Origin of the sequence: Salmonella sp. K21076 (assembly GCF_039650795.1) — a bacterium.
GTDB lineage: Bacteria > Pseudomonadota > Gammaproteobacteria > Enterobacterales > Enterobacteriaceae > Salmonella > Salmonella enterica.
In genome coordinates this window covers 24,473-51,092 of record NZ_JBCLYA010000013.1, presented here as the reverse complement: position 1 = coordinate 51,092, position 26,620 = coordinate 24,473, and the positions used below count along the sequence as shown (strand labels likewise).

Sequence of the window (26,620 nt, the reverse complement as noted above, 5' to 3'; positions counted from 1 at the left end):
TTAATATGCGCGCAGTGTCTGAAAAACCGAGGCCAGAAGACGAGCATCTTTGATGCCCGGCTGTGACTCCACACCTGAATTAAAATCGAGACCGGCACAGCCGACTTGCGCCGCCTGGACGCAGTTATCGGCCGCCAGCCCGCCCGCCAGTAACACATCATCCAGCGGTTGCCCCTGTAGCAGTGACCAGTCGAAGCGCTGCCCGCTGCCGCCTTGCCCATTGTCGAAAATGTATTTATCGACATGGTGATAATCGCGTGCGGGAAGGGCATTGCTAACGCTCAGCGCCTTCCAGATTTGCACATTGCGCGGCAACGCCTCGCGCAGCGCGTTGACATACGCCTGGTCTTCGCTGCCATGTAGCTGTACGGCAGAAAGCGACAGGACGGCGGCTTTCTGGCAAACATCGGCGATATCAGCGTTCTTGAAAACGCCGACATACTGCAATGGCGCGCCGCTTATCACTTCTCGCGCCTGCTCAACGCTAACCGCGCGCGGAGATGAGGGCACAAAAATCAACCCGCCATATATTGCGCCAGCGTCACAGGCCGCTTTAGCGTCCTGGGCGCGGGTCAGGCCGCAGACTTTATTTTCGCCAAGCAGCACGCGACGGACGGCGGCGTTAAGATCGTCATGCGCCATTAACGCGGAGCCAATTAAAAAACCGTTGGCGAAGTGGCTCAGTTCGCGTACCTGACCATAGGTGTTAATCCCGGACTCGCTGATGACAGTCACGCCGTGGCCCAGTTTTGGCGCCAGCTGGCGGGTGCGATTCAAATCAATCGACAGATCGCGCAGATCGCGATTGTTGATACCTACCACTTTTGCGCCTAACGCTATCGCGCGCTCCCGTTCTTCGTCATTACTGATCTCCGTGAGCACGCCCATTTTCAGACTGTGCGCGACGGCGGAGAGTTGGCGATACTGTTCGTCATCCAGAACCGAGAGCATCAGTAAACAGGCATCGGCCTGATAGTAACGGGCAAGGTAGATCTGATAGGGATCGATAATAAAATCCTTACACAGAATCGGCTGCGGCGCGCTTTGGCTAACGACCGGCAGAAAATCGAAGCTCCCCTGAAAATATTTTTCGTCGGTGAGCACCGAGATCGCCGAGGCGTAATGTTGATAAATACTGGCAATACGCGCCGGATCGAAATCGTCGCGAATCACGCCTTTTGATGGCGATGCTTTCTTACACTCCAGAATAAAGGCGGTACGCGCGCCCTGGAGCGCATCATAAAAATGGCGTGTACTTGGCTGGATCTCATTTTGAAAACTGGCCAGCGGCTGTTGCTGTTTGCGGGCTTCTACTCAAATCGCCTTGTCTGCGACGATTTTCGCTAAAACGGTTTGCATTATTTACCCTCTTGCCGCCAGTGCGGTGACTCTGTCATATGCGGTGCCGTTGCGCAGAACATCAAGCACGGTTTGCGCGTTGGCCTTGAGATCTTCCTGACCATGCAGACGCATCAGCATCGCCACGTTGGCGGCGACGGCGGCCTCATGCGCGGCATCGCCTTTACCTTGTAATAACCGCGTCAGAATGTCACGGTTTTCTTCCGGCGTGCCGCCAGCCAACTGATCCTGATGGTAAGGCGTCAGGCCAAAATCCTCCGCCGTAAGTTGATAGCTTTTAATTTCGCCGTCATGCAGCTCCGCGACAATCGTCGGCGCATGGAGCGAAACCTCATCCATGCCGCCGCTATGTACCACCGCCGCGCGCTGATAGCCCAGTACCCGTAAGGTTTCCGCAATCGGCAGCACCAGTTCCGGGCTATAGACGCCAATCAATGCCAGCGGCGGATGCGCTGGGTTGATCAGCGGGCCGAGTACGTTGAACAGGGTTCGCGTTTTTAACTGTTGGCGAACCGGCATCGCGTGACGGAATCCGGTGTGATATTTCGGCGCGAACAGGAAACAGACGCCCAGTTCATCTAACGCCTGACGTGATTTATCGGCGTTCATATCCAGATTAATACCGAACGCCGCCAACAGATCGGATGACCCCGATTTGCTGGATACGCTGCGGTTGCCGTGTTTCGCCACTTTCAGTCCACAGGCCGCCGCGACAAAGGCGCTGGCGGTAGAGATATTGATACTGTTACTGCCATCGCCGCCGGTACCAACGATATCCGCAAACAGATAGTCCGGGCGCGGGAACGGGGCGGCATTTTCCAGCAACGCAGTGGCGGCGCCGGCAATTTCATTGGGATGCTCGCCGCGAATTTTCATGCTCACCAGCGCGGCGGCGAGCTGTTCAGGCTTAAGTTCGCCGCGGACGACCGCCGAAAACAACTGATGGCTCTCTTGTTGCGTCAGAGTTTGCGCCTGATAGAGTTTCTCCAGAATTGGCTGTAGGGTGTTGGTCGGTTCCAGCTTTTGCTGCGCCCAGGCTAATGTTTGCTCCAGTAGACGCGCGCCCTGTGTCGTCAGGATGGACTCAGGATGAAATTGAAAACCGCAAACGCGATCCGCATCATGACGTACCGCCATCACCATGCCGTTGAAATGGGCGTTAATGGTTAGCCCGGCAGGAACATTACTGCCGACCAGCGAATGATAACGCGCGACCGGTAGCGGATTCGCCAGACCGGCGAACATCGCCTGACCGTCATGTTCAATGCTGGAGGCTTTGCCATGCAGGATTTCTCCCGCCTGACCGACATAACCGCCGTAAGCTTCGACAATCGCCTGATGCCCCAGACAAATGCCGATGATCGGTAACTTGCCGCGTAGTCGGGTCAGCAGCTCCGGCATACAGCCTGCCTCGCTGGGAATGCCCGGACCGGGGGAGAGCATTAGCACCGGATTTTTCATTGTCGCCAGGCGATCGATAAGCGTCTGCGCCGGAATATGGTTACGGTAAATCACCACGTTATGACCGTTGGTCCGTAGCTGATCTGCCAGGTTCCAGGTAAACGAGTCGATGTTATCGAGCAGCAGAATATCAGCCATCAGAAGGTCTCCTGTGCATGATGCGCGGTGGCGATAGCACGCAATACGGCGCGCGCTTTATTACGGGTTTCATCGGCTTCAGACTGCGGAACAGAGTCCAGCACGATTCCGGCGCCCGCCTGTACGGTGGCGATACCGTTCTCCACCAGCGCGGAGCGGATAACAATACAGGTGTCCAGATCGCCGTGGGCGGTGAAGTAACCGACCGCGCCGCCATAGCTGCCGCGGCGCTGTCCTTCCGCATCGGCAATCAACTGCATGGCGCGTACTTTCGGCGCGCCGCTCAGGGTGCCCATGTTCATGCAGGCGCGATAGGCGTGCAGCGCGTCGAGATCGTGACGCAGTTCGCCCACTACCCGGGAAACCAGATGCATCACGTACGAATAGCGGTCAACTTTGGTCAGATCGGCAACGTAGCGACTGCCCGGCGTACAGATGCGCGCCAGGCCATTGCGCGCCAGATCGACCAGCATCAGATGTTCGGAAAGCTCTTTCTGGTCGGTACGCATGTCCAGCTCAATACGGCTGTCGAGATCTCTGTCCAGCGTACCATCGGCGCGGCGACCGCGTGGACGGGTACCCGCGATGGGGTAAATCTCAATCTGACGGCTGGCGGCGTCATATTTCAGCGAGCTTTCCGGCGACGCGCCGAAAAGCGTGAAATCATTATCCTGCATAAAGAACATATACGGGCTGGGGTTGCTCTTTTTCAGCACGTAGTAGGCAGCCAACGGCGACGGGCAGGGCAGTGAAAAGCGGCGCGACGGCACCACCTGAAATATCTCGCCCGCGCGGATGGCTTTTTGCAACTGGCGTACCACCGCGCCGAACGCGTCATCGCTCTGATTGCATTCACAGCGCATGTCCGGCACCGGCGTCACCGGCAACGGCGGCGCAGGCTGGGTTAACTGTTGGCTAAGGTACGCCAGGCGGGCGTTGAGGCGCTGTTTTTCCAGGTCGCTGGCGGTGAACAGACTGGCCTGAATACGGGTGCTTTTTTTCTGATGATCTATCACCATCAGCGTTTCCGCTAAATAAAAGCAGTAGTCCGGGCAGTTATTGCCAGCCTCAAGGTGTGGCAGCGCTTCAAAGCCAGCGACCAGGTCGTAGGCAAACAGACCGCCGAAAAACATAGCCTCCCGCTCTTGCGTCGGTATGTTCACCACTCCCTGTAACAGGCGGAACGCATCAAATACCGACAGAGAGCATAAACGGGCGTCTTCATCTAATAATGGGCTGACGGGCGGAAAGCGTAGAATGCGACCGGCAGGCAGGACTTCGTTCTCCACGCCAGCGGGCAGGGCGGTATCCAGTAGCGGCAATAACGAGGCGCCATTATCAGATAACGCCTGAATAGTGACAGTGTCACCTAAAGCGGTAATGCGCAGCGCGCTATCTACCAGCAGCAGGCTTTTTAAATCGTCTTTACTGTCGATATCCGCGGATTCCAGCAGCAGCGTTGCCGGGCGATCGCCGCAGACCTGGTGAAAAAGCGCCGTTGGGTTTTCCCGGTAGGCGGCATCGCAGGTCAATAGTTCGAGCGTGGGTTTTGGTGTTTGCATGGTTATTCTCATTATTTTGTTCAAAAAAAAGCCCGCTTAACAGGCGGGCCGGGTATCGTTTGGCTGATTACAGCTGTTCATACACCGCCCGCTATCAGGAAGTGCGCCACCAACCGTGTAATGCAAATGTCGCTGCCATTTTAGATACCCTCTTCATGTGAACTTTCGTACTAGTTAACTGGTTCAATGGAATAATGTCAACACCTATTTCAGTATATTTGCCGGAACCGTTATGATGTACATGACATACCTTTATCTCTATGGGAGCCGCCTTGAGCGACACGAATTACGCAGTGATTTACGATCTGCACAGTCATACCACGGCGTCCGATGGACTGTTGACGCCAGAAACATTAGTACACCGTGCGGTAGAGATGCGAGTCGGCACGCTGGCGATTACCGATCATGACACCACAGCTGCGATTCCTGCGGCAAGAGAAGAAATTTCACGTTGCGGGCTGGCCCTGAATCTGATTCCCGGCGTGGAGATTTCAACGGTCTGGGAGAATCATGAGATTCACATTGTGGGTCTGAATATTGATATTGCGCACCCGGCAATGCGCGATTTTCTAGCGCAGCAGACACATCGGCGTCAGGCGCGTGGTCGGCTCATTGCGGAGCGTCTGGAAAAAGCCCATATTCCCGGCGCGTGGGAAGGGGCATTGAGACTGGCCAATGGCGGCGCGGTGACGCGCGGCCACTTCGCCCGCTTTCTGGTGGAGTGCGGCAAAGCCACGACCATGGCGGAGGTTTTTAAAAAATATCTCGCGCGTGGGAAAACCGGTTACGTTCCGCCGCAGTGGTGTACAATAGAACAAGCTATTGATGTCATTCATCATTCTGGCGGTAAGGCGGTGTTGGCCCACCCGGGACGCTACGACCTTAGCGCTAAGTGGCTGAAAAGATTAGTGGCGCATTTTGCCGACCATCACGGCGACGCGATGGAAGTGGCGCAGTGCCAACAATCACCCAATGAACGCACCCAACTGGCGACGCTTGCGCGTCAGCATCATTTATGGGCATCGCTTGGATCTGATTTCCATCAGCCCTGCCCGTGGATTGAGTTGGGGCGTAAACTCTGGCTGCCCGCTGGCGTTGAAGGCGTATGGCAGGCATGGGAACAGCCGCAAATATCACAGTGAGGGAAGTATGAGCCAGTTTTTTTATATCCATCCGGATAACCCACAGCAACGGCTGATTAATCAGGCCGTCGACATTGTGCGTAAAGGCGGTGTTATTGTTTATCCAACCGATTCCGGCTATGCCCTTGGTTGTAAAATTGAAGACAAAGGCGCAATGGAGCGCATTTGCCGCATCCGTCATCTGCCGGACGGCCACAACTTCACGCTGATGTGCCGCGATTTGTCCGAGTTGTCGACCTACTCCTACGTCGACAACGTGGCATTTCGTCTGATGAAAAACAATACGCCGGGTAATTACACCTTTATCCTGAAGGGGACAAAAGAGGTGCCGCGCCGTCTGTTGCAGGAAAAGCGTAAAACTATCGGCCTGCGCGTACCGTCAAACCCGATTGCGCTGGCGTTATTGGATACGCTGGGCGAACCGATGCTCTCGACGTCGTTGATGCTGCCTGGCAGCGATTTTACCGAGTCGGACCCGGAGGAGATTAAAGATCGGCTGGAGAAGCAGGTGGATCTGATCATCCACGGTGGTTACCTCGGTCAACAGCCTACCACGGTAATCGATTTGACCAATGACTCCCCGGTGGTGCTGCGCGAAGGCGTCGGCGACGTTACACCTTTCTTATAAGGGCGTAAGCCTGTATACTACGCGGCCTTAAAATGGCGCGGCAACGCGCCGTTCATTCTCCTGTTCGACGCCTGTGAAGGCGACACCTGAAGGAAGCTCTATGAGCGAAAAGTTACAAAAAGTGCTGGCGCGCGCTGGCCACGGCTCTCGCCGTGAAATCGAATCCATTATTGAAGCGGGACGTGTCAGCGTTGACGGTAAAATCGCCACGCTTGGCGATCGTGTTGAAGTCACTCCCGGTTTGAAAATCCGTATCGACGGTCACCTGATTTCGGTGAAAGAGTCGGCGGAACAAATTTGCCGCGTTCTGGCCTATTACAAACCAGAAGGTGAACTGTGTACCCGCAATGACCCTGAAGGGCGGCCAACCGTTTTTGATCGCTTACCGAAACTGCGCGGCGCGCGGTGGATTGCGGTAGGACGTCTGGATGTCAACACCTGCGGGCTATTGTTGTTTACCACCGACGGTGAACTGGCGAACCGCCTGATGCATCCTAGTCGCGAAGTTGAACGTGAATATGCCGTGCGCGTGTTCGGTCAGGTGGATGAATCGAAACTGCGTGATTTAAGCCGTGGCGTACAGTTGGAAGATGGTCCGGCGGCATTTAAGACCATTAAATTCAGCGGCGGCGAAGGCATTAACCAGTGGTATAACGTGACGCTGACGGAAGGGCGCAACCGCGAAGTTCGCCGACTGTGGGAAGCGGTAGGCGTTCAGGTCAGCCGTCTGATCCGCGTTCGTTACGGCGATATCCCGCTGCCGAAAGGCCTGCCGCGCGGCGGCTGGACTGAGCTCGACCTCGCGCAAACGAACTATCTGCGTGGTCTGGTAGAGCTCCCGCCGGAAACCTCGTCGAAGGTTGCCGTCGAAAAAGACCGTCGTCGTATGAAAGCGAACCAGATCCGTCGGGCGGTAAAACGCCACAGCCAGATAGCTGGCGGACGCCGCTCCGGTGGGCGTAATAACAACGGGTAATCTCTACCGTGGTTTATAGGCCGAGAGTCATCAGACAAGAGGGTTTGTGCCGGATGGCGGCGCAAACGCCTTAATCCGGCCTACGGTTAATAATCAATTCCCATCTGGGCTTTTACGCCCGCGTCGAAAGCATGTTTAACCGGACGCAGTTCGCTGACGGTATCCGCAAAATCAAGAATATCCCGGTGACAGCCGCGACCTGTAATAATCACCGTCTGGTGACCAGGGCGCGCGTTTAGCGCGCTTATGACCTCTTCCAGCGGTAAATAGTCATACGCCACCATATAGGTCAGCTCATCCAGCACTACCATATCAAGCAGCGGATCGGCCAGCATTCGTTTCCCATGCTGCCAAACGGCCATACATGCTGCGGTGTCTGCCTCGCGATTTTGCGTCTCCCAGGTAAATCCCGTTGCCATCACCTGAAATTCGACGCCATGCGGTTCCAGCAGATTACGCTCGCCGTTGGGCCAGGTGCCTTTAATAAATTGCACCACGCCTACGTTTTTACCGTGTCCTACGGCGCGGGCGGCAGTTCCGAAAGCCGCCGTGGTTTTGCCCTTACCATTGCCAGTAAACACGATAATAATACCGCGCTCTTCCTGTGCCTGGGCGACACGGGCGTCAACCCGATCTTTTACCTTCTGCTGGCGCTGCTGATAACGTTCATCACTCATTGGGCGATTCCTGGTTTACGGCCCGGTTGGGCGTCAAAGGTCATACCGGTTTTACGGCGACTGTCGTCGCCCATAAGCCACAGGTAAAGCGGCATAATATCGGCAGGCGTTTTTAATTTCTGTGGATCTTCCGTCGGAAAGGCGCTGGCGCGCATACTGGTGCGCGTGCCGCCCGGGTTAATGCAGTTAACACGCAGAGAACGGTTCTGGTATTCGTCCGCCAGCACCTGCATCATTCCTTCAGTAGCAAACTTCGAGGTGGCATAGGCGCCCCAGTTGGCGCGTCCCTGACGGCCAACGCTTGATGACGTAAAGACCAGCGAGCCGGCATCGGACTTCAATAATAACGGTAACAGCGCCTGGGTGAGCATAAAGGTGGCGTTAACGTTTACCTGCATGACATCCTGCCAGATCTGCGGATCTTGTTCGCTCATTGGGCCGATTTCCCCCAGTAACCCGGCATTGTGCAGGACGCCATCCAGGCGGGGATAGTGCGCGGCGATGCGGTCGGCCACTTGCCGGCACTCTTCAGCGGTGCAGGTCAGCAGATCGAGCGTAAACCACTGTGGTTGAACATGTTGCTCGTCAGCAATGTGCTGCGCGACCCGACGCAGTTTCTCTTCGTTGCGTCCCAGCAGAATCACCGTTGCGCCGTAACGCGCATACGTGAGCGCGGCTTCCCGCCCAATGCCATCGCTGGCACCAGTGACCAGAATAATGCGGTTTTGCAATAGATCTTGTTTCGGTTGGTAATGCATGGCTACTCCTCAACGGTGTGGTGCACCGTCCTGCCAGGTTGTCTTATCTTCGCGTTAACTTTTCGGGTTTATGCCTGAAAGCGCCTTTTTTTTCAATCAGACAGGGGCGATAACGCCGTAAAATGAACGTCTTGTCATACTTTTTCTTCCTCAACAGGCATACGGATGAAGAGAGACTGACTTCGATGCCTGTTGTACACTGAGCGCAAGTCGCGTTATTTAATCAAGGTGGGAGTCGTGGAATTGTTGTCTGAATATGGCTTATTTTTGGCAAAAATCGTCACCGTTGTGGTGGCCATTGCCGTCATTGTGCTGCTGATCGTGAATGCTACGCAACGCAAACGTCAGCGCGGCGAGCTGCGCGTGACCAATTTGAGTGAGCAGTATCAGGAGATGAAGGATGACCTTGCTGCGGCGTTGATGGATGGCCATCAGCAAAAACTGTGGCATAAAGCGCAGAAAAAAAAGCATAAGCAGGAGGCGAAAGCCGCCAAAGCGAAAGCGAAGCTGGGGGACATTGCGACATCGGACAAACCGCGCGTATGGGTGATAGATTTCAAAGGCAGTATGGACGCTCACGAAGTTAATGCGTTACGCGAAGAGGTCACGGCGGTGCTGGCAGTGGCGAAACCCGGCGATCGGGCGGTTGTGCGTCTGGAAAGCCCCGGTGGCGTTGTGCACGGCTATGGCCTGGCGGCATCGCAATTGCAGCGCCTGCGCGATAAAAATATTCCGCTGACCGTGACGGTGGATAAAGTCGCGGCAAGCGGAGGCTACATGATGGCCTGCGTGGCGGAAAAAATTATCGCGGCGCCGTTCGCTATTGTGGGGTCAATTGGTGTTGTCGCGCAAATCCCGAACTTTAACCGCTTTCTCAAAAGTAAAGACATTGATATTGAACTGCATACCGCAGGGCAGTACAAACGTACCCTGACTTTGTTAGGCGAGAATACGGAAGAAGGGCGGCAGAAGTTTCGTGAAGATCTCAACGAAACGCACCATCTGTTCAAAGAGTTTGTGCAGCGGATGCGTCCGGCTCTGGACATTGAACAGGTCGCCACGGGCGAACACTGGTACGGTCAGCAGGCGCTGGAGAAGGGACTGGTTGATGAGATTAACACCAGCGATGAGGTTATCCTCGGCCTGATGGAAGGGCGCGAGGTGCTGAATGTGCGCTATATGCAGCGTAAAAAACTGATCGATCGTGTTACCGGCAGCGCGGCGGAAAGCGCGGATCGGCTGCTGCTGCGCTGGTGGCAGCGTGGACAAAAGCCGTTGATGTAAACCGCTATTGCCGGATGGCATTCAGCGCCATCCGGCATGGATTAATCAACCAGGTGATACTTCTCAGACAGCACATGCGCCAGGTGTTTAAACATGTTAAACACCGCGGTGCTTTTAGGGGTCGGTAACCCTTGCTCGTCTAAAAAGTAATCGCCGCTGAAAACCAGCACGCCATTTCTCTGCGTTACGCCGGTGGCGACAATACCTGCCATCGTGTCTTCATGTTCCCGAATAATTTTGTTGGCTTCAAGCAACAGTGTTTCGCGATCGATAGGTTGCGTCTCTTTATGCATTTTTTACTCCTTAAACAAGGAGATTAGTCTACGCTGAGCACTTCTGATGGGCAAATATTCTCACAGGAAATTGATGGATTTGTCATGTTGCGTTCACTGGCAAGATTTGTTTTTGCATGCTAATAAAGTTGCGTATCGAATTTTATCAGGTACAGTGTGACGCTTTCGTCAATCTGGCAACAGAATTGCTTGACATTCGACCAAAATTCCGTCGTGCTATAGCGCGTGTGTGCAAAAAAGCCTGTTAACTCAGTCACCTGAGGGTTACATTTCGTACACAAAGCCAGTACAAGGGGTTGATATCCGCAGACGCAGAGACCATATATCGTTGTCTCGTCGCCAGTGGAAGGTGAATCAACGTGCGACGCATTCCTGGAAGAATCAACTTAGGTAAAGGTGAATATGGGTAAAGCTCTTGTCATCGTTGAGTCCCCGGCAAAAGCCAAAACGATCAACAAGTATCTGGGTAATGACTACGTGGTGAAATCCAGCGTGGGTCATATCCGTGATTTGCCGACCAGTGGCTCAGCAGCTAAAAAGAGCGCCGACTCTACCTCCACCAAAACGGCTAAAAAGCCCAAAAAGGATGAACGTGGCGCTCTCGTCAACCGTATGGGGGTTGACCCGTGGCACAACTGGGATGCGCACTATGAAGTGCTGCCCGGTAAAGAGAAGGTCGTCTCTGAACTGAAACAGTTGGCGGAAAAAGCCGACCACATCTATCTCGCAACCGACCTTGACCGCGAAGGGGAAGCCATTGCATGGCACCTGCGGGAAGTGATCGGCGGCGATGACGCGCGCTACAGTCGCGTAGTCTTTAACGAAATAACCAAAAATGCCATTCGCCAGGCGTTTGAACAGCCGGGCGAGCTGAACATTAACAGGGTCAACGCCCAGCAAGCGCGCCGCTTTATGGACCGCGTGGTAGGCTATATGGTCTCGCCGCTGCTGTGGAAAAAGATCGCCCGTGGTTTGTCGGCAGGTCGCGTTCAGTCTGTCGCGGTCCGTCTGGTCGTTGAGCGCGAGCGCGAGATTAAAGCGTTTGTTCCGGAAGAGTTCTGGGAGATTGACGCTAATACGACGACGCCGTCTGGCGAGGCACTACCGCTACAGGTCACGCATCAGAACGACAAGCCATTCCGGCCGGTAAATCGCGAGCAGACGCTTGCCGCCGTCAGCTTGTTGGAAAAAGCGCGCTATAGCGTACTGGAGCGTGAAGACAAACCGACCAGCAGCAAACCTGGCGCGCCGTTTATCACCTCCACGCTACAACAGGCGGCCAGCACCCGGCTGGGCTTTGGCGTGAAGAAAACCATGATGATGGCGCAGCGTCTGTATGAGGCGGGCTACATCACCTATATGCGTACCGACTCCACCAACCTGAGTCAGGATGCGGTCAACATGGTGCGCGGCTATATTGGCGATAATTTCGGCAAGAAATACCTGCCGGATAACCCGAACCAATACGCCAGCAAAGAAAACTCTCAGGAAGCGCACGAAGCGATCCGTCCTTCCGACGTTGCTGTCATGGCGGAGTCGCTGAAAGACATGGAGGCTGACGCGCAGAAGTTGTATCAGCTAATTTGGCGTCAGTTTGTCGCCTGTCAGATGACGCCAGCACAATATGACTCCACTACGCTTACCGTTGGCGCAGGCGAATTCCGTCTGAAAGCGCGTGGGCGTATTTTGCGCTTTGACGGCTGGACAAAAGTGATGCCGGCGCTGCGTAAAGGCGATGAAGATCGCACATTGCCTGCCGTGAATAAGGGCGATGCGCTGACGCTACTTGAATTGACGCCTGCTCAGCACTTTACTAAACCGCCAGCCCGTTTCAGCGAGGCTTCTCTGGTTAAAGAGCTTGAGAAGCGCGGTATTGGTCGTCCGTCTACCTATGCGTCGATTATCTCGACCATTCAGGATCGCGGCTATGTTCGCGTTGAAAACCGTCGCTTCTATGCGGAAAAAATGGGTGAAATCGTCACCGACCGGCTGGAAGAAAACTTCCGCGAATTGATGAACTACGATTTTACCGCGCAGATGGAAGATAGTCTGGATCAGGTTGCGAATCACCAGGCCGAGTGGAAAGCGGTGCTGGATAACTTCTTCAGCGATTTTACTCAGCAGCTCGATAAAGCCGAGAAAGATCCGGAAGAAGGGGGGATGCGTCCTAACCAGATGGTGCTGACCAGCATCGACTGTCCAACCTGTGGCCGTAAAATGGGAATTCGTACTGCCAGTACGGGGGTTTTCCTTGGTTGTTCAGGTTATGCGCTTTCGCCGAAAGAGCGTTGTAAAACGACCATTAACCTGGTGCCGGAAAATGAAGTTCTGAACGTGCTGGAAGGCGACGACGCCGAAACCAACGCCCTGCGCGCCAAACGTCGCTGTCAGAAGTGCGGTACGGCGATGGACAGCTATCTGATCGATCCGAAGCGTAAATTGCATGTGTGTGGTAATAACCCGACCTGTGACGGCTACGAGATTGAAGAAGGCGAGTTCCGCATCAAAGGGTATGACGGCCCGATCGTTGAGTGTGAGAAATGTGGTTCCGAAATGCACCTGAAAATGGGGCGTTTTGGTAAGTACATGGCCTGTACTAACGACGAATGTAAAAATACCCGTAAGATCTTGCGTAACGGCGAAGTTGCGCCGCCGAAGGAAGATCCTGTTCCATTGCCGGAACTGCCGTGTGAAAAATCGGACGCGTACTTTGTGCTGCGCGATGGCGCCGCAGGGATATTCCTGGCGGCCAATACGTTCCCGAAATCACGTGAAACGCGCGCGCCATTAGTCGAGGAGCTTTACCGGTTCCGCGATCGCCTGCCGGAAAAACTGCGTTATCTGGCGGATGCGCCGCAGCAGGATCCAGAAGGCAATAAAACCGTTGTTCGCTTTAGCCGCAAAACAAAACAGCAGTACGTTGCGGCGGAAAAAGACGGGAAGGCGACGGGATGGTCAGCGTTCTTCGTCGACGGCAAGTGGGTTGAAGGTAAGAAATAACCCCGGCCTGTCGCCACTGTAGTCAAGCGGGCCGCGTAAGCGGCCCTTTTTTATATCCCCTTCATATTTCAAGTGGCTTATGTGTTGGCTACGGATTACTCGGCCCATCTATGGGCCTCGCCCTGACGGGCCGTCGCACGCGACGTTCAAATCTGCTCCCGGCTGATTTGTCGCTCACCCCAGTCCCCTGGTTATCTATGCTCCAGGGAACTCACTCGCTTGTTGCCTTTAATCACTCGAATTATTTTGGGTATAGCGGGCTTATTATTTTATCGCGCTGGCTATACAGTTCAGATATAAATGATATAGTGGTTATAGTTAACATCTTTTTTATTATTAAATCGTATTAGCAGCCCAATGATGTCTGCAGATAAACGATGGCCTGATGGCGCTAATCTGGATGATGTATTATGAAATTGCAGCAGCTTCGTTACATTGTTGAAGTGGTTAATCATAACCTTAACGTCTCCTCTACCGCTGAGGGGTTGTATACTTCCCAGCCGGGGATCAGCAAGCAGGTTAGGATGCTGGAAGATGAGCTTGGCATCCAGATTTTCGCCCGCAGTGGTAAGCATCTGACTCAGGTGACGCCCGCAGGTCAGGAGATTATTCGTATTGCGCGTGAGGTGCTTTCCAAAGTCGATGCCATTAAGTCGGTCGCCGGCGAGCACACCTGGCCGGATAAAGGCTCGCTCTATATTGCCACTACCCATACTCAGGCGCGTTACGCATTGCCAGGCGTGATTAAAGGCTTCATCGAGCGTTACCCGCGCGTTTCGCTGCATATGCACCAGGGGTCGCCAACGCAGATTGCGGAAGCGGTATCGAAAGGGAACGCCGATTTCGCGATTGCCACGGAAGCGCTGCATTTATATGACGATCTGGTGATGTTGCCATGCTATCACTGGAACCGTTCGATAGTGGTGACGCCGGATCATCCATTGGCGGCAACGTCTTCCATAACGATCGAAGCGCTGGCGCAGTATCCGCTGGTGACGTATACCTTCGGCTTTACCGGGCGTTCCGAACTGGATACCGCTTTTAATCGCGCAGGGTTAACGCCGCGGATCGTCTTTACTGCAACCGATGCGGATGTGATTAAAACGTATGTCAGGTTGGGGCTGGGCGTTGGCGTCATTGCCAGCATGGCGGTCGATCCGCTTACCGATCCTGATTTAGTGCGGATTGACGCGCACGATATTTTTAGCCACAGCACCACAAAAATTGGTTTTCGCCGTAGTACTTTTTTACGCAGCTATATGTATGATTTTATCCAGCGTTTTGCGCCACATCTGACGCGTGATGTGGTGGATACGGCGGTGGCGTTGCGTTCTAATGAAGAAATTGAAGCGATGTTTCAGGATATAAAGCTGCCTGAAAAGTAATATCACCGTGGGTTTGTGTCGTAGTGGCATGGCAGACAAAGCCGCCTTTTGCAATATCCCTCGAAGTATTACGGGTAATGATCAGCAAAATAGTGTTGAATTACCCGTCCCGCCAGTTTCTTTTTCCAAATAGTTATCTTGAGTCAAAAGATTGATTTATTCACTGGCAACGATTCGTAAATTGACTGGATTTTTGACTAAAGTTTATTTAGGATTTGTCTCATCTGATGATTAATTGTACCGATTGTTTGGTGCTGAAATGATAAGTGATACCGATAGCATGAGGTTAGTAATGCCTTCTGAAAACCAGGAACCGCGCCGCGACCCTGAGCTCAAACGTAAAGCATGGCTGGCGGTTTTTGTGGGTTCTGCGTTGTTCTGGGTAGTGGTAGCGCTTGTTATCTGGCATTGGTGGGGCTAAGTGAGCATTACGTCGGAACGCGAGCGCGTGGTCGCGCCCCCGATTCAATCTGGTGACGATGATAACACCCCGGATACGACCGTTTTTCGGTCTGTTCCGCAACACTGGACGCTCACACCGCAGCAGCGGGCATTTATTGATGCTTTTGCTGACGAGGTGTCACAAAAATAATATTCGTCTTTTTATTGGCGTTACTGTTTTATTAACGCTGTCTTATTACACCGCAGCAACCGTGTGCTGAGCGCTTCTCAGTATTGATTAAACACAGTTGGTGTTGCCTATGTTAACGTCAAATATAAAGTATTGGTCATGGACTGGCGCGTTTATATTATCGCTACTGTTCTGGGCCGAGTTAATCTGGATTGCCGTCTAATCTCGTCAAAGCCCGATAATGCGTTATTTATCGGGCTTTTTCATCTTCGTTCCTCGCCTGTTAGGTTTCTCCTCTTTTAGCAATTTGGGTTGTTATCAAAACGTTACATTTTGTTTGTGTTATCTTTAATACAACCCTGTGGAGAATCAGGGTAACGCAACCCTGTCATTAAAGGAGGAGCTATGTCGTCAACCCTACGAGAAGCCAGTAAGGATACATTGCAGGCCAAAGATAAAACGTATCATTACTACAGTCTGCCGCTGGCTGCCAAATCCCTGGGCGATATCGCCCGTTTGCCCAAATCACTTAAAGTGTTACTGGAAAACCTGTTGCGCTGGCAGGACGGCGAATCTGTGACTGATGAAGATATTCAGGCGCTGGCCGGTTGGCTTAAAAATGCCCATGCCGATCGTGAAATTGCTTGGCGGCCCGCCCGTGTCCTGATGCAGGACTTTACCGGCGTGCCTGCCGTTGTCGACCTGGCGGCGATGCGTGAAGCCGTTAAACGCCTCGGCGGCGATACGTCGAAAGTGAACCCGTTATCGCCGGTTGATCTGGTTATTGACCACTCTGTGACGGTCGATCATTTCGGCGATGATGATGCGTTTGAAGAAAACGTGCGGCTGGAAATGGAACGTAACCATGAGCGTTATATGTTCCTGAAATGGGGAAAGCAGGCATTCAGCCGTTTCAGCGTGGTGCCGCCCGGCACCGGCATTTGCCATCAGGTTAACCTGGAATACCTGGGTAAAGCCATCTGGAGCGAATTACAGGACGGGGAGTGGATTGCTTACCCGGACTCGCTGGTGGGGACTGACTCCCATACGACCATGATTAATGGTCTGGGCGTATTGGGGTGGGGCGTGGGTGGTATTGAAGCGGAAGCGGCGATGCTTGGTCAGCCCGTGTCGATGCTTATCCCGGATGTCGTCGGCTTTAAGTTAACCGGTAAACTTCGGGAGGGGATCACTGCCACTGACCTGGTGCTAACCGTCACGCAAATGCTGCGTAAGCATGGCGTCGTGGGTAAATTTGTTGAATTTTATGGTGACGGTCTGGATTCGCTGCCGTTGGCGGATCGCGCGACTATCGCTAATATGTCGCCGGAATATGGCGCCACCTGTGGTTTCTTCCCCATTGACGCCATCACCTTGGAATATATGCGATTAAGCGGACGTAGCGACGATCTGATCGAGCTGGTTGAAACCTACGCGAAGGCGCAGGGAATGTGGCGTAATCCCGGTGACGAACCGGTATTTACCAGTACGCTGGAACTGGATATGGGCGATGTCGAGGCCAGCCTGGCCGGGCCGAAACGCCCGCAGGATCGCGTGGCGTTAGGCGATGTGCCGAAAGCCTTTGCCGCCAGCGCCGAGCTGGAGCTGAATACCGCGCAAAGAGATCGCCAGCCGGTTGACTATACGATGAACGGACAGCCATATCAGCTTCCGGATGGCGCTGTCGTCATTGCCGCCATCACCTCCTGTACGAATACCTCGAATCCCAGCGTGCTGATGGCGGCGGGATTACTGGCGAAAAAGGCAGTAACGCTGGGGTTGAAGCGTCAACCGTGGGTCAAGGCTTCTCTGGCGCCGGGGTCAAAAGTGGTATCTGACTATCTGGCGCAGGCCAAACTTACGCCTTATCTGGATGAGCTCGGTTTTAACCTGGTCGGCTATGGCTGTACGACCTGTATCGGGAACTCCGGTCCGTTGCCGGAGCCTATTGAGACCGCGATTAAAAAAGGCGATCTGACGGTAGGGGCCGTGCTTTCCGGTAACCGAAATTTTGAAGGGCGTATCCATCCGCTGGTGAAAACGAACTGGCTGGTGTCGCCGCCGCTGGTGGTCGCGTATGCGCTGGCCGGAAACATGAATATTAACCTCGCGACAGACCCGCTGGGGTACGATCGTAAAGGCGATCCGGTATACCTGAAGGATATCTGGCCTTCGGCGCAGGAAATTGCCCGCGCCGTTGAACTGGTATCATCGGATATGTTCCGTAAAGAGTATGCGGAAGTGTTTGAGGGCACGGAAGAATGGAAATCGATTCAGGTTGAATCGTCCGATACCTACGGCTGGCAGTCGGATTCAACCTATATCCGCCTGTCGCCTTTCTTTGATGAAATGCAGGCCCAGCCTGCACCCGTCAAAGATATCCACGGCGCGCGTATCCTGGCGATGCTGGGCGATTCGGTGACGACCGACCATATTTCCCCGGCCGGCAGTATCAAGCCGGACAGTCCCGCCGGACGCTATCTGCAAAACCACGGCGTTGAGCGGAAGGATTTTAACTCCTATGGATCACGGCGCGGCAACCATGAAGTGATGATGCGCGGTACGTTCGCCAATATTCGTATTCGCAACGAAATGCTGCCCGGCGTCGAAGGTGGGATGACGCGGCATTTGCCGGGTACGGAAGCGATGTCGATTTATGATGCCGCGATGCTCTACCAGCAGGAAAAAACGCCGCTGGCGGTAATTGCCGGGAAAGAGTATGGGTCGGGATCGAGCCGTGACTGGGCGGCAAAAGGTCCGCGGCTGTTAGGTATTCGCGTGGTGATCGCCGAGTCGTTCGAACGTATCCATCGCTCAAGCCTGATTGGGATGGGGATCCTGCCGCTGGAGTTTCCACAGGGCGTAACGCGTAAAACGCTGGGACTGACCGGGGAAGAGGTGATTGATATCGCGGATCTGCAAAATCTGCGCCCTGGCGCGACCATTCCGGTTATGTTAACGAGAGCGGACGGCAGCAAAGAAACGGTGCCTTGTCGCTGTCGCATTGATACCGCCACCGAGCTGACTTACTACCAGAATGACGGCATATTGCACTATGTCATTAGAAATATGCTGAACTAAAGCCGTTTATCGGGCCTGCCGTAAACAGGCAGGCCCGCGCTTTAATACCGGTGGCTTACTTGCTTAGCAGGTGGCCCATTTTGGCCGCTTTAGTATCGAGATAATGCTCATTATTTGGATTACGACCCACAATGAGCGGAACGCGTTCCACGATATTAATTCCCGCCTCGGTCAGTATTTCGACTTTCTTCGGATTATTGGTCAGTAGGCGAACTTCATCCACGCCGAGTAATTTGAACATATCCGCGCACAGGGTGAAATCACGCTCATCGGCGGCAAAGCCGAGCTGATGATTGGCCTCCACCGTGTCATAGCCTTGATCCTGTAACGCATAAGCGCGAATTTTATTAAGCAGGCCGATATTGCGGCCTTCCTGACGGTGGTAAATCAGAATACCGCGTCCTTCTTCCGCAATATGCGTCAGCGCGGCTTCCAGTTGAAAACCACAATCACAGCGCAGACTAAAAAGCGCGTCCCCGGTAAGACATTCGGAATGAACGCGAGCCAGTACTGGCGTTTTACCTGAAATATCGCCAAAAACCAGCGCGGCATGGTCGTGTCCGGTTGCCAGTTCTTCAAATCCCACCATCAGAAAGTCACCCAATGGGGTTGGCAGTTTGGCTTCTGCCACACGTTTAAGCTGCATGTATTTCTCCAGATTATGCTGACGCCTGCGGTGTCGTCGCCTGTTGGCCTGTATCCCGCTATTTTGCCATAAGGCGGCGGTCATCACCTAATCACTACCACGTAATTGCTCAGGAATGGCACAAATTTGTCAATTTTCCAGTCCGGCGAGAATTTTCAGTTATGATTGTGATACTTACTTATAAAAGGAGCATCCATGCTTTCAATTGCGAGGCGCACCGCGGCAGGCGCCGCCCTGTTGCTTATCATGCCGCTTGCCGTATGGGTATCAGGCTGGCAGTGGCAGCCAGGACATCAGGTCTGGTGGCTAAAAACGCTATTCTGGATAACGGAAACCGTGACCAAACCCTGGGGCGTTATCACGCATGTGATTCTTTGTGGATGGTTCTTATGGTGCCTGCGATTTCGCCTGCGCGCCGCCATTATGCTGTTTGCGATTCTCGGTGGGGCGATTATCGTCGGGCAGGGCGTGAAGTCATGGGTAAAGGAGCGCGTACAGGAGCCGCGGCCATTTGTGGTCTGGCTTGAAAAAACGCACCATATTCCCGTCGATGAGTTCTACACTTTAAAGCGTACAGAACGCGGACATTTAGTGAAAGAGCAGTTGGCCGGGCAACAGAACATCCCCGTTTTCCTGCGTCAGCACTGGCAAAAAGAGACGGGCTTTGCGTTTCCCTCCGGACACACCATGTTTGCAGCGAGCTGGGCGCTTTTGGCCGTGGGTCTGTTATGGCCGCGCAGACGGACTTTCACCATCGCGTTTTTGTTAGTCTGGGCGACCGGCGTAATGGGCAGCCGTTTGCTTCTGGGAATGCACTGGCCGCGAGATTTAGTGGTCGCCACGCTCATCTCCTGGCTATTAGTTACCCTGGCGACCTGGCTGGCGCAGCGAATTTGCGGGCCGCTTATGCCGCCTCGCGAAGAAGCGCAAGAAATTGCTGAACGCGAGCAGGAAAGCTGACAACGGTTGATTTTCTGACTATTGCCCTTAAATCATCTGATGGTGGGCGCATTTCCATTTCGCGCGAGGCGGGAAAATGGTAATTTAGAAGGCTGGATGCGGTAAGTTGGACACGATTTATTCGCGCAAACCACATAACGGGAAGTAATGTGAAATATTTACTCATTTTCTTACTGGTATTGGCGATTTTTGTTATTTCGGTGACGCTGGGCGCGCAGAATGATCAACAGGTGACGTTTAACTACCTGCTGGCGCAAGGGGAGTATCGTATCTCCACGTTGCTTGCTGTGCTGTTCGCCGTCGGTTTTGCGATTGGCTGGCTGATTTGCGGCCTGTTCTGGCTGCGGATCCGCGTTTCCCTTGCCCGCGCTGAACGTAAAATTAAACGACTGGAAAACAAGCTCTCGCCAGCAACCGACGTTGCGGTCCCTGCCGATTCGTCGGTTGTAAAGGAATAATCATTTATGTTGGAGTTGTTATTTCTGCTGTTGCCTGTAGCCGCTGCCTATGGGTGGTATATGGGTCGCAGAAGTGCGCAACAAACAAAACAGGATGAAGCTAACCGCCTGTCGCGCGATTATGTCGCAGGGGTTAACTTCCTGCTGAGTAACCAACAAGATAAAGCGGTGGATCTGTTCCTCGATATGCTTAAAGAGGATACCGGCACCGTTGAGGCTCATCTCACTCTCGGTAATTTGTTTCGCTCTCGCGGCGAAGTCGATCGCGCCATTCGTATTCATCAAACGCTCATGGAAAGCGCTTCATTGACCTATGAACAGCGTTTACTGGCTGTTCAGCAACTGGGGCGCGACTATATGGCCGCCGGTTTATATGACCGCGCGGAAGATATGTTTAACCAACTTACCGACGAAACGGAATTTCGCGTAGGCGCGTTACAGCAGCTCTTGCAAATCTATCAGCTAACCAGCGACTGGCAAAAGGCGATCGAAGTAGCAGAACGGCTGGTGAAACTGGGCAAAGATAAACAGCGTATCGAAATCGCCCACTTTTACTGTGAGTTAGCGTTACAGCAGATGGGCAACGACGACATGGATCGCGCGATGGCGTTGCTGAAAAAAGGTGCCGCCGCAGATAAAAATAGCGCCCGGGTGTCTATCATGATGGGGCGCGTTTATATGGCGAGAGGGGATTACGCCAAAGCGGTCGAAAGCCTGCAACGTGTGATCGTTCAGGATAAAGAGCTGGTCAGCGAAACGCTGGAGATGTTGCAAACCTGTTATCAACAGCTCGGTAAAAATGCCGAGTGGGCGGAGTTTTTACGTCGCGCCGTTGAGGAGAATACCGGTGCTGGCGCTGAGTTAATGCTTGCCGATATTCTGGAAGCGCGTGAAGGTAGTGACGCAGCTCAAGTCTATATCACGCGTCAGCTACAGCGACATCCTACCATGCGGGTGTTCCATAAGCTGATGGATTACCATCTCAATGAGGCGGAAGAAGGGCGAGCGAAAGAAAGCCTGATGGTACTGCGTGATATGGTTGGCGAGCAGGTGCGCAGTAAACCGCGGTATCGTTGTCAGAAATGCGGTTTTACCGCCTATACCTTGTACTGGCACTGTCCGTCCTGCCGGGCATGGTCGACCATTAAACCTATTCGCGGACTTGATGGGCAGTAGTATATAAAAAAAACCTCACTTTAGTTACAACATACTTAATGACATAAGACAAGAAACGACGCTGGCATCGGCGGCCAGGGCTTATCAGGTTGTCAATCGAACCTGTTAATTTCCCTGCGCCGCAGGTAGAATGCACGCCGTTTATCCAATTTGCGCCACTTCCGGTGCCCATCATCAAGAAGGTCTGGTCATGACGTTTACTGCTTCATCTTCTTCCTGCGCTATTACTGAATCGCCTGTCGTTGTGGCGTTGGATTACCATGAACGCGATAAAGCCCTGGCGTTTGTCGATAAAATCGATCCTCGCGATTGTCGCTTAAAAGTGGGCAAAGAGATGTTCACGCTGTTTGGTCCACAACTCGTTCGGGATCTCCAGCAACGTGGGTTTGATGTCTTTCTTGATCTAAAATTTCATGATATTCCCAACACCACGGCCCGGGCAGTCGCCGCAGCGGCAGACCTGGGCGTTTGGATGGTAAACGTTCACGCGTCTGGTGGGGCGAGAATGATGGCCGCAGCGCGCGACGCGCTGGCGCCATTCAGTAAAGATGCGCCGTTGCTCATTGCCGTGACCGTGTTGACCAGTATGGGAACCAGCGATCTACACGATCTGGGCGTGACGTTGTCACCGGCGGAACATGCGGAGCGGCTGGCGCGCCTGACGCAGCAATGCGGGCTGGATGGCGTGGTCTGTTCCGCTCAGGAAGCTGTCAGATTTAAACAGGCCTTTGGCGCTGCATTTAAGCTGGTGACGCCGGGCATTCGGCCCGCAGGCAGCGAGGCAGGCGACCAGCGACGCATTATGACGCCCGAACAGGCATTATCCGCTGGCGTCGACTATATGGTGATTGGCCGCCCGGTTACGCAATCGGTAGATCCGGCGCAAACGCTGAAGGATATTAACGCGTCACTGAAACGGGAGGCATAATGAGCGATTCCAATAGTCGTCTGGTTTATTCAACACAGACGGGGCGCATTGAAGAACCTAAAACGGCGCCGGTTCGTCCCAAAGGGGATGGTATCGTTCGCATTCAGCGTCAAACCAGTGGCCGTAAGGGTAAAGGCGTATGTTTGATTACCGGTATCGAGATGAATGATGCGGAATTAACCAAACTGGCGGCTGAACTGAAGAAAAAATGCGGCTGTGGCGGGGCAGTAAAAGAAGGGATTATTGAAATTCAGGGTGATAAACGCGACTTGATAAAATCATTGCTGGAAGCTAAAGGAATGAAAGTAAAATTAGCTGGCGGCTAATGAAAACGCCACGGTTGTAAATTGCCGTGGCGTAAAAGTCAACTTTGTCTATTTTTGTAATCCAGACCTGAAAAGAATAAACGTATTATTTTGAGCCGTTCAATATTTAAACGTCTGGATTATTTTCCAACCTGGTGACCAATCACGCCGCCGACCGCCGCGCCGCCCAGGGTGCCTAATGTACTGCCGTCCGTTAACACTGCGCCGCCTAACGCCCCCGCACCTGCGCCAATAGCCGTGTTGCGATCGCGCTTGGACCAGTTTGAGCAGGCGCTCAGAGACATTGCTACGGTGATTGCCAGCACAGCAGCGGCCATTTTTTTGCTCATCATAAACATAATACTCTCTCCTGAATTAACGATTCACGGAATTAAGCTCACTATAACTATAGTTAAAATAAAACATGTTAAGAGATTTTCCGTAAAACCTGATTGCGCAGGGGTATATCACGCAGGTGATAGTCACTTCCTGTTATTTCGCTAATATTAATTTTACGACGTTACGCTCGTTACAACAGGTAAATAGTCTTAATTGGGATGTCAGAAAAGTCTTAGAGAGAGGATGATTTGCCATAGAGGGCAAACCATCGGGAAATATTTTAAACGGATGAGCCAATAACATTGACTAGCAGCCCTGCATGCTCTAACTGCATTTGATCGCTGGCGGAAATTTTGGAATCCGTAATGACACGATGGAAGCGAGAGAGCGGGCCCAGGGGATAGGGATGCACACAGCCAAATTTGGAGCTGTCGGTGAGGACAATCGCTTCTGAGCCTTTTTCCAGAACAGCGTTAACCACATCCGATCGCATCATATCGCGTCCGGTAAAGCCGGTATCAGCCTGCCAGCCATCAATACCGATAAATGCTTTGCTGAAATGCACTTGATGGATAAACTGTCGCGTCAACGGCCCTACCATGCTTTCACTTTTTTTCTGATAGATTCCACCGAGGAGAATGACTTCGCAAGGGGTTTCTTTGAGCAGATGCGCGATATAACTGCTCACGGTGATGATCGTGACATCTTTTTGTTCCGCCAGCGTCCGGGCCAATAGCGCATTGCTACTGCCATTTTCAATAAAAACGGATTCCCCAGGACTGACCAGCGAGGCGGCGAACTCCGCCAGTCGGCGTTTTAGCGTGTAGTTCGTCATCATGCGAGTCTCTACGTCATCGCTCTCAAGCGAAACGGCGAAACCGTGCGCACGGCGTAAATAGCTCTGTTTTTCCAGGGTATTCAGATCCTGACGAATCGTGACTTCAGATACGCCGGTAATTTTCGCCAGTTCAGCAACGCTCATCTGGCCTTTATCAACCACCATTTGCAAAATTGATTGTTGTCGGGAGTTCATAGTATTAATTTTATTCGTTAAGAGGAGTCAACAGACAGTCAGAGAGCCGGGAAGGGCTAACGGCCATCCCGGACAAATAATCGCTATCAGATTTCCCAGGGCGACCCGGGAGCCTGGGATGGCGAGATACCGTCTTTAACCTGATCTAACAGCTCTGCTCTCAATATTTCAAGGTTATTGATGGCCGAGTGGTAATCGCCAGCAACAAGGATATCCAGCACGGTATCAATGCGTGCGGCAATTCGTTGTGCTTCGATATCAGACATGTTTGTCATCCTTAATGTCAGAAAAGGTTTCAATTCATGATGCAGAAATTAATCTGAAAAGAGAAGGGAAAAATAGGGCTATGCCTGTCTGCACAGGCTGTTCTCCCTATTATCGCCGCCATTAACGCATTTTTTTCGTCTGATAACGTTTGTACCAGCGTTCAAAAGAAACGGCGGGCATAGGTTTGGCGAATAAAAAGCCCTGTCGTTCATTGACGCCGTTTTTTGTCAGGAAGGCATCTTCTTTAGCATTTTCCACGCCTTCGGCAATCACTTGTAAATTTAGCGCCTGAGCCACCGCGACAATCGCCCGAACCAGAGATTGCGACAGCGGTTGCTTATGGATATCTCTGACGAAAGCCTGATCCAGTTTAACGGCATCAATAGGGAACCGGGCGAGTTGAGAAAGCGAAGAATACCCTGTGCCAAAATCATCCAGATGAATCTGGGCGCCGAGCTGACTAAATTGCTGGATAACCGATAGCGCCAGCGTGTCGTTTTCGATCAGGCAGCTTTCCGTTAGCTCGACATCGATTGGGCAATACTCAAAATTCAGATCGTACAAAGCCTGTTTAAGCGCAGTAAAAAGCGTCTGGTCGGCCAGTTGTCGCGCCGAAAAGTTAACGGCTACGCGCAAGTTAATCCCCTTATCGCGCCATTTCGCAATCTGGCGAACTACATCCAGAATCACCCAGCGGCCCAGCGGGACGATGAGTCCTGACTCTTCGGCGTATGAGATGAACTCCAGCGGCGGAATTAATCCGCGTTCCGGCGATTGCCAGCGTACCAGCGCTTCCAGGCTACGTACTTCGCCGCGCCAGGTAATTTTGGGCTGATAGTGAATAAGTAACTGGTCGTTTTCCAGCGCTTTTCGCAGGTTTGTATCCAGCCAGTGATAGTCAAATACGCGCTGATTCATTTCCGGCGAAAAAACGCAGAACTGACCGCGGCCGCCTTCTTTGGCGTTATACATTGCGGTGTCGGCAGTGCGAATGAGACTTTCGCTGTCCTGTCCGTGCCGGGGGGCCAACGAAATGCCAATGGCGCATCCCGTGTAAACTTCAATGAGTCCAATGCGAAACGGTTGCCGCAGCCGGGTAAGGATTCGTGAGGCTACTGCTTCCAGCGCGGCCTGAGACGTATGGGCAACGAGGACAATGAATTCATCTCCCCCCAGTCTGGCCAGCAATTGATCTTCCTCCAGACAACTCAACAGCGCCAGTGAAACGGCCTGTAAGAGCTGATCGCCAAACATATGCCCATAGGCGTCATTAATTTTCTTGAAGTTATCCAGATCGAGATAAACGATACCCACCTGCGACTCGCCAGCCGAGGCAATAGCATGATTAATAAATTCATGAATAGCATTGCGATTGGGCAGGCCGGTGACGGTGTCTGTATTCGCCAGTATGCGTAAACGCTCCTGAGCCCGCCTTTCTTCGGTGATATCCGTGCCTGCGCAGATCAGAAAGATTTCGTTTTTTCCGCTACCGTTATGGACGAATTTATTACGAAATAAGAACAGACGTTGGCCTTTACGAGTCTTTATCCAGCGTTCGATTTCATAGGCATTGCCATTGCGAAAAAAATTCTCAATGTAGTGTCGGGAGGCAACCGCCTCCCGGCGACTCATAAATAATTTAAATACGCTTTGACCAATTACATCTCGCTCTTTTAAGCCCGTGTACTCTTCGCATAACCGATTAAATCGACAGATTTTTCCCCGACTATCCAGTATCGCAATGACTGAGTTGGCTTCTGATACGATTTGCTCGGCAAAAGAGAGTTCCTGCGCCTGCGTTGGCGCGACGGCAGGCGTATCAGGCCAGGTTGCCAGGCTGCCAGCCCATTCACGGTTATTAATCTTACGGCCTACCAGGTGCACAGCGGTAACCTGTTTTTCTATCAACAACGTTATCAGCAGACTGGACGTAATCGCCGTTATTTCCCGGATACGCCCGGCTTGCTCCGGCGATAGCTCAACCGTTTTTTCTGCATCCGTTTCACCTGTCGGGGAGAGATACAGCACGTTGCGGTCATCAGCCAGACGCCAGTGAGAGTGAAGGGGATTTAGCGCCGTTTGTTCCTGAATCTGTTTCATCATGCGTACCATCCCATTTAAGCGCCAGGTGCCCGAAAAGAAAGGTTAGCCATGTTATAAATAAGGGTAATTATGGCTGAACATATTGTTTTA

General features: G+C 52.9%; 26 protein-coding genes, 1 pseudogene and 1 other annotated feature. Of the genes and pseudogenes, 15 read left to right on the top strand and 12 right to left on the bottom strand.

Features of this window, described 5'->3' with window-relative positions; genetic code table 11:
* From trpCF to trpL, 4 genes and pseudogenes are all read right to left on the bottom strand, one after another.
* Positions 1-1,359, bottom strand: a pseudogene (trpCF, locus tag AAYN39_RS06345) (bifunctional indole-3-glycerol-phosphate synthase TrpC/phosphoribosylanthranilate isomerase TrpF).
* Positions 1,360-1,362: 3 nt separating this feature from the next.
* Complete coding sequence (trpD, locus tag AAYN39_RS06340) at positions 1,363-2,958, bottom strand: bifunctional anthranilate synthase glutamate amidotransferase component TrpG/anthranilate phosphoribosyltransferase TrpD (RefSeq protein ID WP_000763483.1); 1,596 nt, start codon at positions 2,956-2,958, stop codon at positions 1,363-1,365.
* Positions 2,958-4,520, bottom strand: a complete 1,563-nt coding sequence (locus AAYN39_RS06335) for an anthranilate synthase component I (protein ID WP_044790059.1) — start codon at positions 4,518-4,520, stop codon at positions 2,958-2,960. The genes trpD and AAYN39_RS06335 overlap by 1 nt, the downstream gene beginning before the upstream one ends.
* Before the next feature lie 22 nt (positions 4,521-4,542).
* Positions 4,543-4,638: a sequence feature (Trp leader region), on the bottom strand.
* Positions 4,615-4,659 carry a trp operon leader peptide gene (trpL, locus tag AAYN39_RS06330; RefSeq protein ID WP_010989026.1) on the bottom strand — a complete coding sequence of 15 codons (45 nt, stop codon included), beginning with the start codon at positions 4,657-4,659 and terminating at the stop codon, positions 4,615-4,617. (Overlaps the previous feature by 24 nt.)
* A gap of 121 nt (positions 4,660-4,780) precedes the next feature.
* Here trpL and rnm point away from each other — a divergent pair, with 121 nt between their 5' ends.
* The 3 genes from rnm (at position 4,781) to rluB (ending at position 7,266) form a co-directional block, all read left to right on the top strand.
* A complete protein-coding gene (rnm, locus tag AAYN39_RS06325; protein ID WP_000500433.1) occupies positions 4,781-5,662 on the top strand; it encodes an RNase AM in 882 nt (293 codons plus the stop codon).
* A gap of 7 nt (positions 5,663-5,669) precedes the next feature.
* Entirely contained in the window at positions 5,670-6,290 is a 621-nt protein-coding gene (locus AAYN39_RS06320) for an L-threonylcarbamoyladenylate synthase (protein ID WP_000077250.1), read from the top strand.
* Between the two features lie 100 nt (positions 6,291-6,390).
* On the top strand, positions 6,391-7,266 hold the full coding sequence (rluB, locus tag AAYN39_RS06315) for a 23S rRNA pseudouridine(2605) synthase RluB (RefSeq protein WP_001291233.1): 876 nt from the start codon (positions 6,391-6,393) through the stop codon (positions 7,264-7,266).
* Positions 7,267-7,352: 86 nt separating this feature from the next.
* Here the strand turns inward: rluB and cobO are convergent, their stop codons facing one another.
* Both cobO and AAYN39_RS06305 read right to left on the bottom strand, forming a co-directional pair.
* Positions 7,353-7,943, bottom strand: a complete 591-nt coding sequence (cobO, locus tag AAYN39_RS06310) for a cob(I)yrinic acid a,c-diamide adenosyltransferase (protein WP_001278854.1) — start codon at positions 7,941-7,943, stop codon at positions 7,353-7,355.
* Complete coding sequence (locus AAYN39_RS06305) at positions 7,940-8,701, bottom strand: YciK family oxidoreductase (RefSeq protein ID WP_000559310.1); 762 nt, start codon at positions 8,699-8,701, stop codon at positions 7,940-7,942. Before AAYN39_RS06305 ends, cobO begins: the two co-directional genes overlap by 4 nt.
* A 237-nt stretch (positions 8,702-8,938) precedes the next feature.
* On the opposite strand from AAYN39_RS06305, the gene sohB reads away from it, so the two are divergent.
* A complete protein-coding gene (sohB, locus tag AAYN39_RS06300) occupies positions 8,939-9,985 on the top strand; it encodes a protease SohB (protein WP_000422082.1) in 1,047 nt (348 codons plus the stop codon).
* 41 nt (positions 9,986-10,026) lie between these two features.
* On the opposite strand, the gene AAYN39_RS06295 is transcribed toward sohB, so the two are convergent.
* Positions 10,027-10,278, bottom strand: coding sequence for a YciN family protein (locus tag AAYN39_RS06295; protein ID WP_000548616.1), 252 nt, complete (start codon positions 10,276-10,278; stop codon positions 10,027-10,029).
* A gap of 402 nt (positions 10,279-10,680) precedes the next feature.
* Between AAYN39_RS06295 and topA the strand changes: the two genes are divergently transcribed.
* The 6 genes from topA to acnA all read left to right on the top strand — a co-directional run bounded on the left by topA (position 10,681) and on the right by acnA (position 18,315).
* On the top strand, positions 10,681-13,278 hold the full coding sequence (gene topA / locus AAYN39_RS06290) for a type I DNA topoisomerase (RefSeq protein WP_000513593.1): 2,598 nt from the start codon (positions 10,681-10,683) through the stop codon (positions 13,276-13,278).
* A gap of 410 nt (positions 13,279-13,688) precedes the next feature.
* Positions 13,689-14,663 (top strand): HTH-type transcriptional regulator CysB, encoded by a 975-nt coding sequence (gene cysB, locus AAYN39_RS06285; protein ID WP_000776231.1) that lies wholly within the window; start codon positions 13,689-13,691, stop codon positions 14,661-14,663.
* Between the two features lie 280 nt (positions 14,664-14,943).
* Positions 14,944-15,084 (top strand): YmiA family putative membrane protein, encoded by a 141-nt coding sequence (locus tag AAYN39_RS06280; RefSeq protein ID WP_213083417.1) that lies wholly within the window; start codon positions 14,944-14,946, stop codon positions 15,082-15,084.
* Positions 15,085-15,255, top strand: coding sequence for a hypothetical protein (locus tag AAYN39_RS06275; protein ID WP_000029027.1), 171 nt, complete (start codon positions 15,085-15,087; stop codon positions 15,253-15,255).
* Between the two features lie 109 nt (positions 15,256-15,364).
* Complete coding sequence (gene ymiC, locus AAYN39_RS06270) at positions 15,365-15,457, top strand: small membrane protein YmiC (RefSeq protein WP_223148964.1); 93 nt, start codon at positions 15,365-15,367, stop codon at positions 15,455-15,457.
* 182 nt (positions 15,458-15,639) lie between these two features.
* Positions 15,640-18,315, top strand: coding sequence for an aconitate hydratase AcnA (gene acnA / locus AAYN39_RS06265; protein WP_000099459.1), 2,676 nt, complete (start codon positions 15,640-15,642; stop codon positions 18,313-18,315).
* Positions 18,316-18,370: 55 nt separating this feature from the next.
* On the opposite strand, the gene ribA is transcribed toward acnA, so the two are convergent.
* Entirely contained in the window at positions 18,371-18,961 is a 591-nt protein-coding gene (gene ribA / locus AAYN39_RS06260) for a GTP cyclohydrolase II (protein ID WP_001176284.1), read from the bottom strand.
* 195 nt (positions 18,962-19,156) lie between these two features.
* Between ribA and pgpB the strand changes: the two genes are divergently transcribed.
* The 5 genes from pgpB to yciH all read left to right on the top strand — a co-directional run bounded on the left by pgpB (position 19,157) and on the right by yciH (position 22,809).
* A complete protein-coding gene (gene pgpB / locus AAYN39_RS06255) occupies positions 19,157-19,921 on the top strand; it encodes a phosphatidylglycerophosphatase B (protein ID WP_000948651.1) in 765 nt (254 codons plus the stop codon).
* 149 nt (positions 19,922-20,070) lie between these two features.
* Positions 20,071-20,379, top strand: a complete 309-nt coding sequence (locus tag AAYN39_RS06250) for a LapA family protein (protein WP_000876300.1) — start codon at positions 20,071-20,073, stop codon at positions 20,377-20,379.
* A gap of 6 nt (positions 20,380-20,385) precedes the next feature.
* Complete coding sequence (gene lapB, locus AAYN39_RS06245; RefSeq protein WP_000891378.1) at positions 20,386-21,555, top strand: lipopolysaccharide assembly protein LapB; 1,170 nt, start codon at positions 20,386-20,388, stop codon at positions 21,553-21,555.
* A gap of 190 nt (positions 21,556-21,745) precedes the next feature.
* Positions 21,746-22,483 carry an orotidine-5'-phosphate decarboxylase gene (pyrF, locus tag AAYN39_RS06240; RefSeq protein ID WP_001763993.1) on the top strand — a complete coding sequence of 246 codons (738 nt, stop codon included), beginning with the start codon at positions 21,746-21,748 and terminating at the stop codon, positions 22,481-22,483.
* Entirely contained in the window at positions 22,483-22,809 is a 327-nt protein-coding gene (gene yciH, locus AAYN39_RS06235) for a stress response translation initiation inhibitor YciH (protein ID WP_001285199.1), read from the top strand. The genes pyrF and yciH overlap by 1 nt, the downstream gene beginning before the upstream one ends.
* Before the next feature lie 119 nt (positions 22,810-22,928).
* Here yciH and osmB read toward each other — a convergent pair whose 3' ends face one another.
* The 4 genes from osmB to pdeR form a co-directional block, all read right to left on the bottom strand.
* A complete protein-coding gene (osmB, locus tag AAYN39_RS06230) occupies positions 22,929-23,147 on the bottom strand; it encodes an osmotically-inducible lipoprotein OsmB (protein ID WP_000480930.1) in 219 nt (72 codons plus the stop codon).
* Between the two features lie 260 nt (positions 23,148-23,407).
* Positions 23,408-24,160, bottom strand: coding sequence for a DNA-binding transcriptional regulator YciT (locus AAYN39_RS06225; protein ID WP_001088593.1), 753 nt, complete (start codon positions 24,158-24,160; stop codon positions 23,408-23,410).
* An 86-nt stretch (positions 24,161-24,246) separates the two neighbouring features.
* Complete coding sequence (locus tag AAYN39_RS06220) at positions 24,247-24,426, bottom strand: hypothetical protein (RefSeq protein ID WP_001279854.1); 180 nt, start codon at positions 24,424-24,426, stop codon at positions 24,247-24,249.
* Positions 24,427-24,547: 121 nt separating this feature from the next.
* Entirely contained in the window at positions 24,548-26,530 is a 1,983-nt protein-coding gene (gene pdeR / locus AAYN39_RS06215; protein WP_001772471.1) for a cyclic di-GMP phosphodiesterase, read from the bottom strand.
* Positions 26,531-26,620 lie beyond the last annotated feature (90 nt).

Coding starts and splice junctions, on each gene's coding strand:
- ribA (WP_001176284.1), bottom strand. CDS start 18,961: ATGCAGCTTAAACGTGTGGCAGAAGCCAAACTGCCAACCCCATTGGGT.
- AAYN39_RS06280 (WP_213083417.1), top strand. CDS start 14,944: ATGAGGTTAGTAATGCCTTCTGAAAACCAGGAACCGCGCCGCGACCCT.
- pyrF (WP_001763993.1), top strand. CDS start 21,746: ATGACGTTTACTGCTTCATCTTCTTCCTGCGCTATTACTGAATCGCCT.
- rluB (WP_001291233.1), top strand. CDS start 6,391: ATGAGCGAAAAGTTACAAAAAGTGCTGGCGCGCGCTGGCCACGGCTCT.
- AAYN39_RS06335 (WP_044790059.1), bottom strand. CDS start 4,520: ATGCAAACACCAAAACCCACGCTCGAACTATTGACCTGCGATGCCGCC.
- AAYN39_RS06295 (WP_000548616.1), bottom strand. CDS start 10,278: ATGCATAAAGAGACGCAACCTATCGATCGCGAAACACTGTTGCTTGAA.
- AAYN39_RS06220 (WP_001279854.1), bottom strand. CDS start 24,426: ATGTCTGATATCGAAGCACAACGAATTGCCGCACGCATTGATACCGTG.
- AAYN39_RS06305 (WP_000559310.1), bottom strand. CDS start 8,701: ATGCATTACCAACCGAAACAAGATCTATTGCAAAACCGCATTATTCTG.
- AAYN39_RS06225 (WP_001088593.1), bottom strand. CDS start 24,160: ATGAACTCCCGACAACAATCAATTTTGCAAATGGTGGTTGATAAAGGC.
- ymiC (WP_223148964.1), top strand. CDS start 15,365: ATGTTAACGTCAAATATAAAGTATTGGTCATGGACTGGCGCGTTTATA.
- osmB (WP_000480930.1), bottom strand. CDS start 23,147: ATGTTTATGATGAGCAAAAAAATGGCCGCTGCTGTGCTGGCAATCACC.
- rnm (WP_000500433.1), top strand. CDS start 4,781: ATGGGAGCCGCCTTGAGCGACACGAATTACGCAGTGATTTACGATCTG.
- trpD (WP_000763483.1), bottom strand. CDS start 2,958: ATGGCTGATATTCTGCTGCTCGATAACATCGACTCGTTTACCTGGAAC.
- yciH (WP_001285199.1), top strand. CDS start 22,483: ATGAGCGATTCCAATAGTCGTCTGGTTTATTCAACACAGACGGGGCGC.
- pdeR (WP_001772471.1), bottom strand. CDS start 26,530: ATGATGAAACAGATTCAGGAACAAACGGCGCTAAATCCCCTTCACTCT.
- lapB (WP_000891378.1), top strand. CDS start 20,386: ATGTTGGAGTTGTTATTTCTGCTGTTGCCTGTAGCCGCTGCCTATGGG.
- cysB (WP_000776231.1), top strand. CDS start 13,689: ATGAAATTGCAGCAGCTTCGTTACATTGTTGAAGTGGTTAATCATAAC.
- pgpB (WP_000948651.1), top strand. CDS start 19,157: ATGCTTTCAATTGCGAGGCGCACCGCGGCAGGCGCCGCCCTGTTGCTT.
- cobO (WP_001278854.1), bottom strand. CDS start 7,943: ATGAGTGATGAACGTTATCAGCAGCGCCAGCAGAAGGTAAAAGATCGG.
- topA (WP_000513593.1), top strand. CDS start 10,681: ATGGGTAAAGCTCTTGTCATCGTTGAGTCCCCGGCAAAAGCCAAAACG.
- acnA (WP_000099459.1), top strand. CDS start 15,640: ATGTCGTCAACCCTACGAGAAGCCAGTAAGGATACATTGCAGGCCAAA.
- AAYN39_RS06320 (WP_000077250.1), top strand. CDS start 5,670: ATGAGCCAGTTTTTTTATATCCATCCGGATAACCCACAGCAACGGCTG.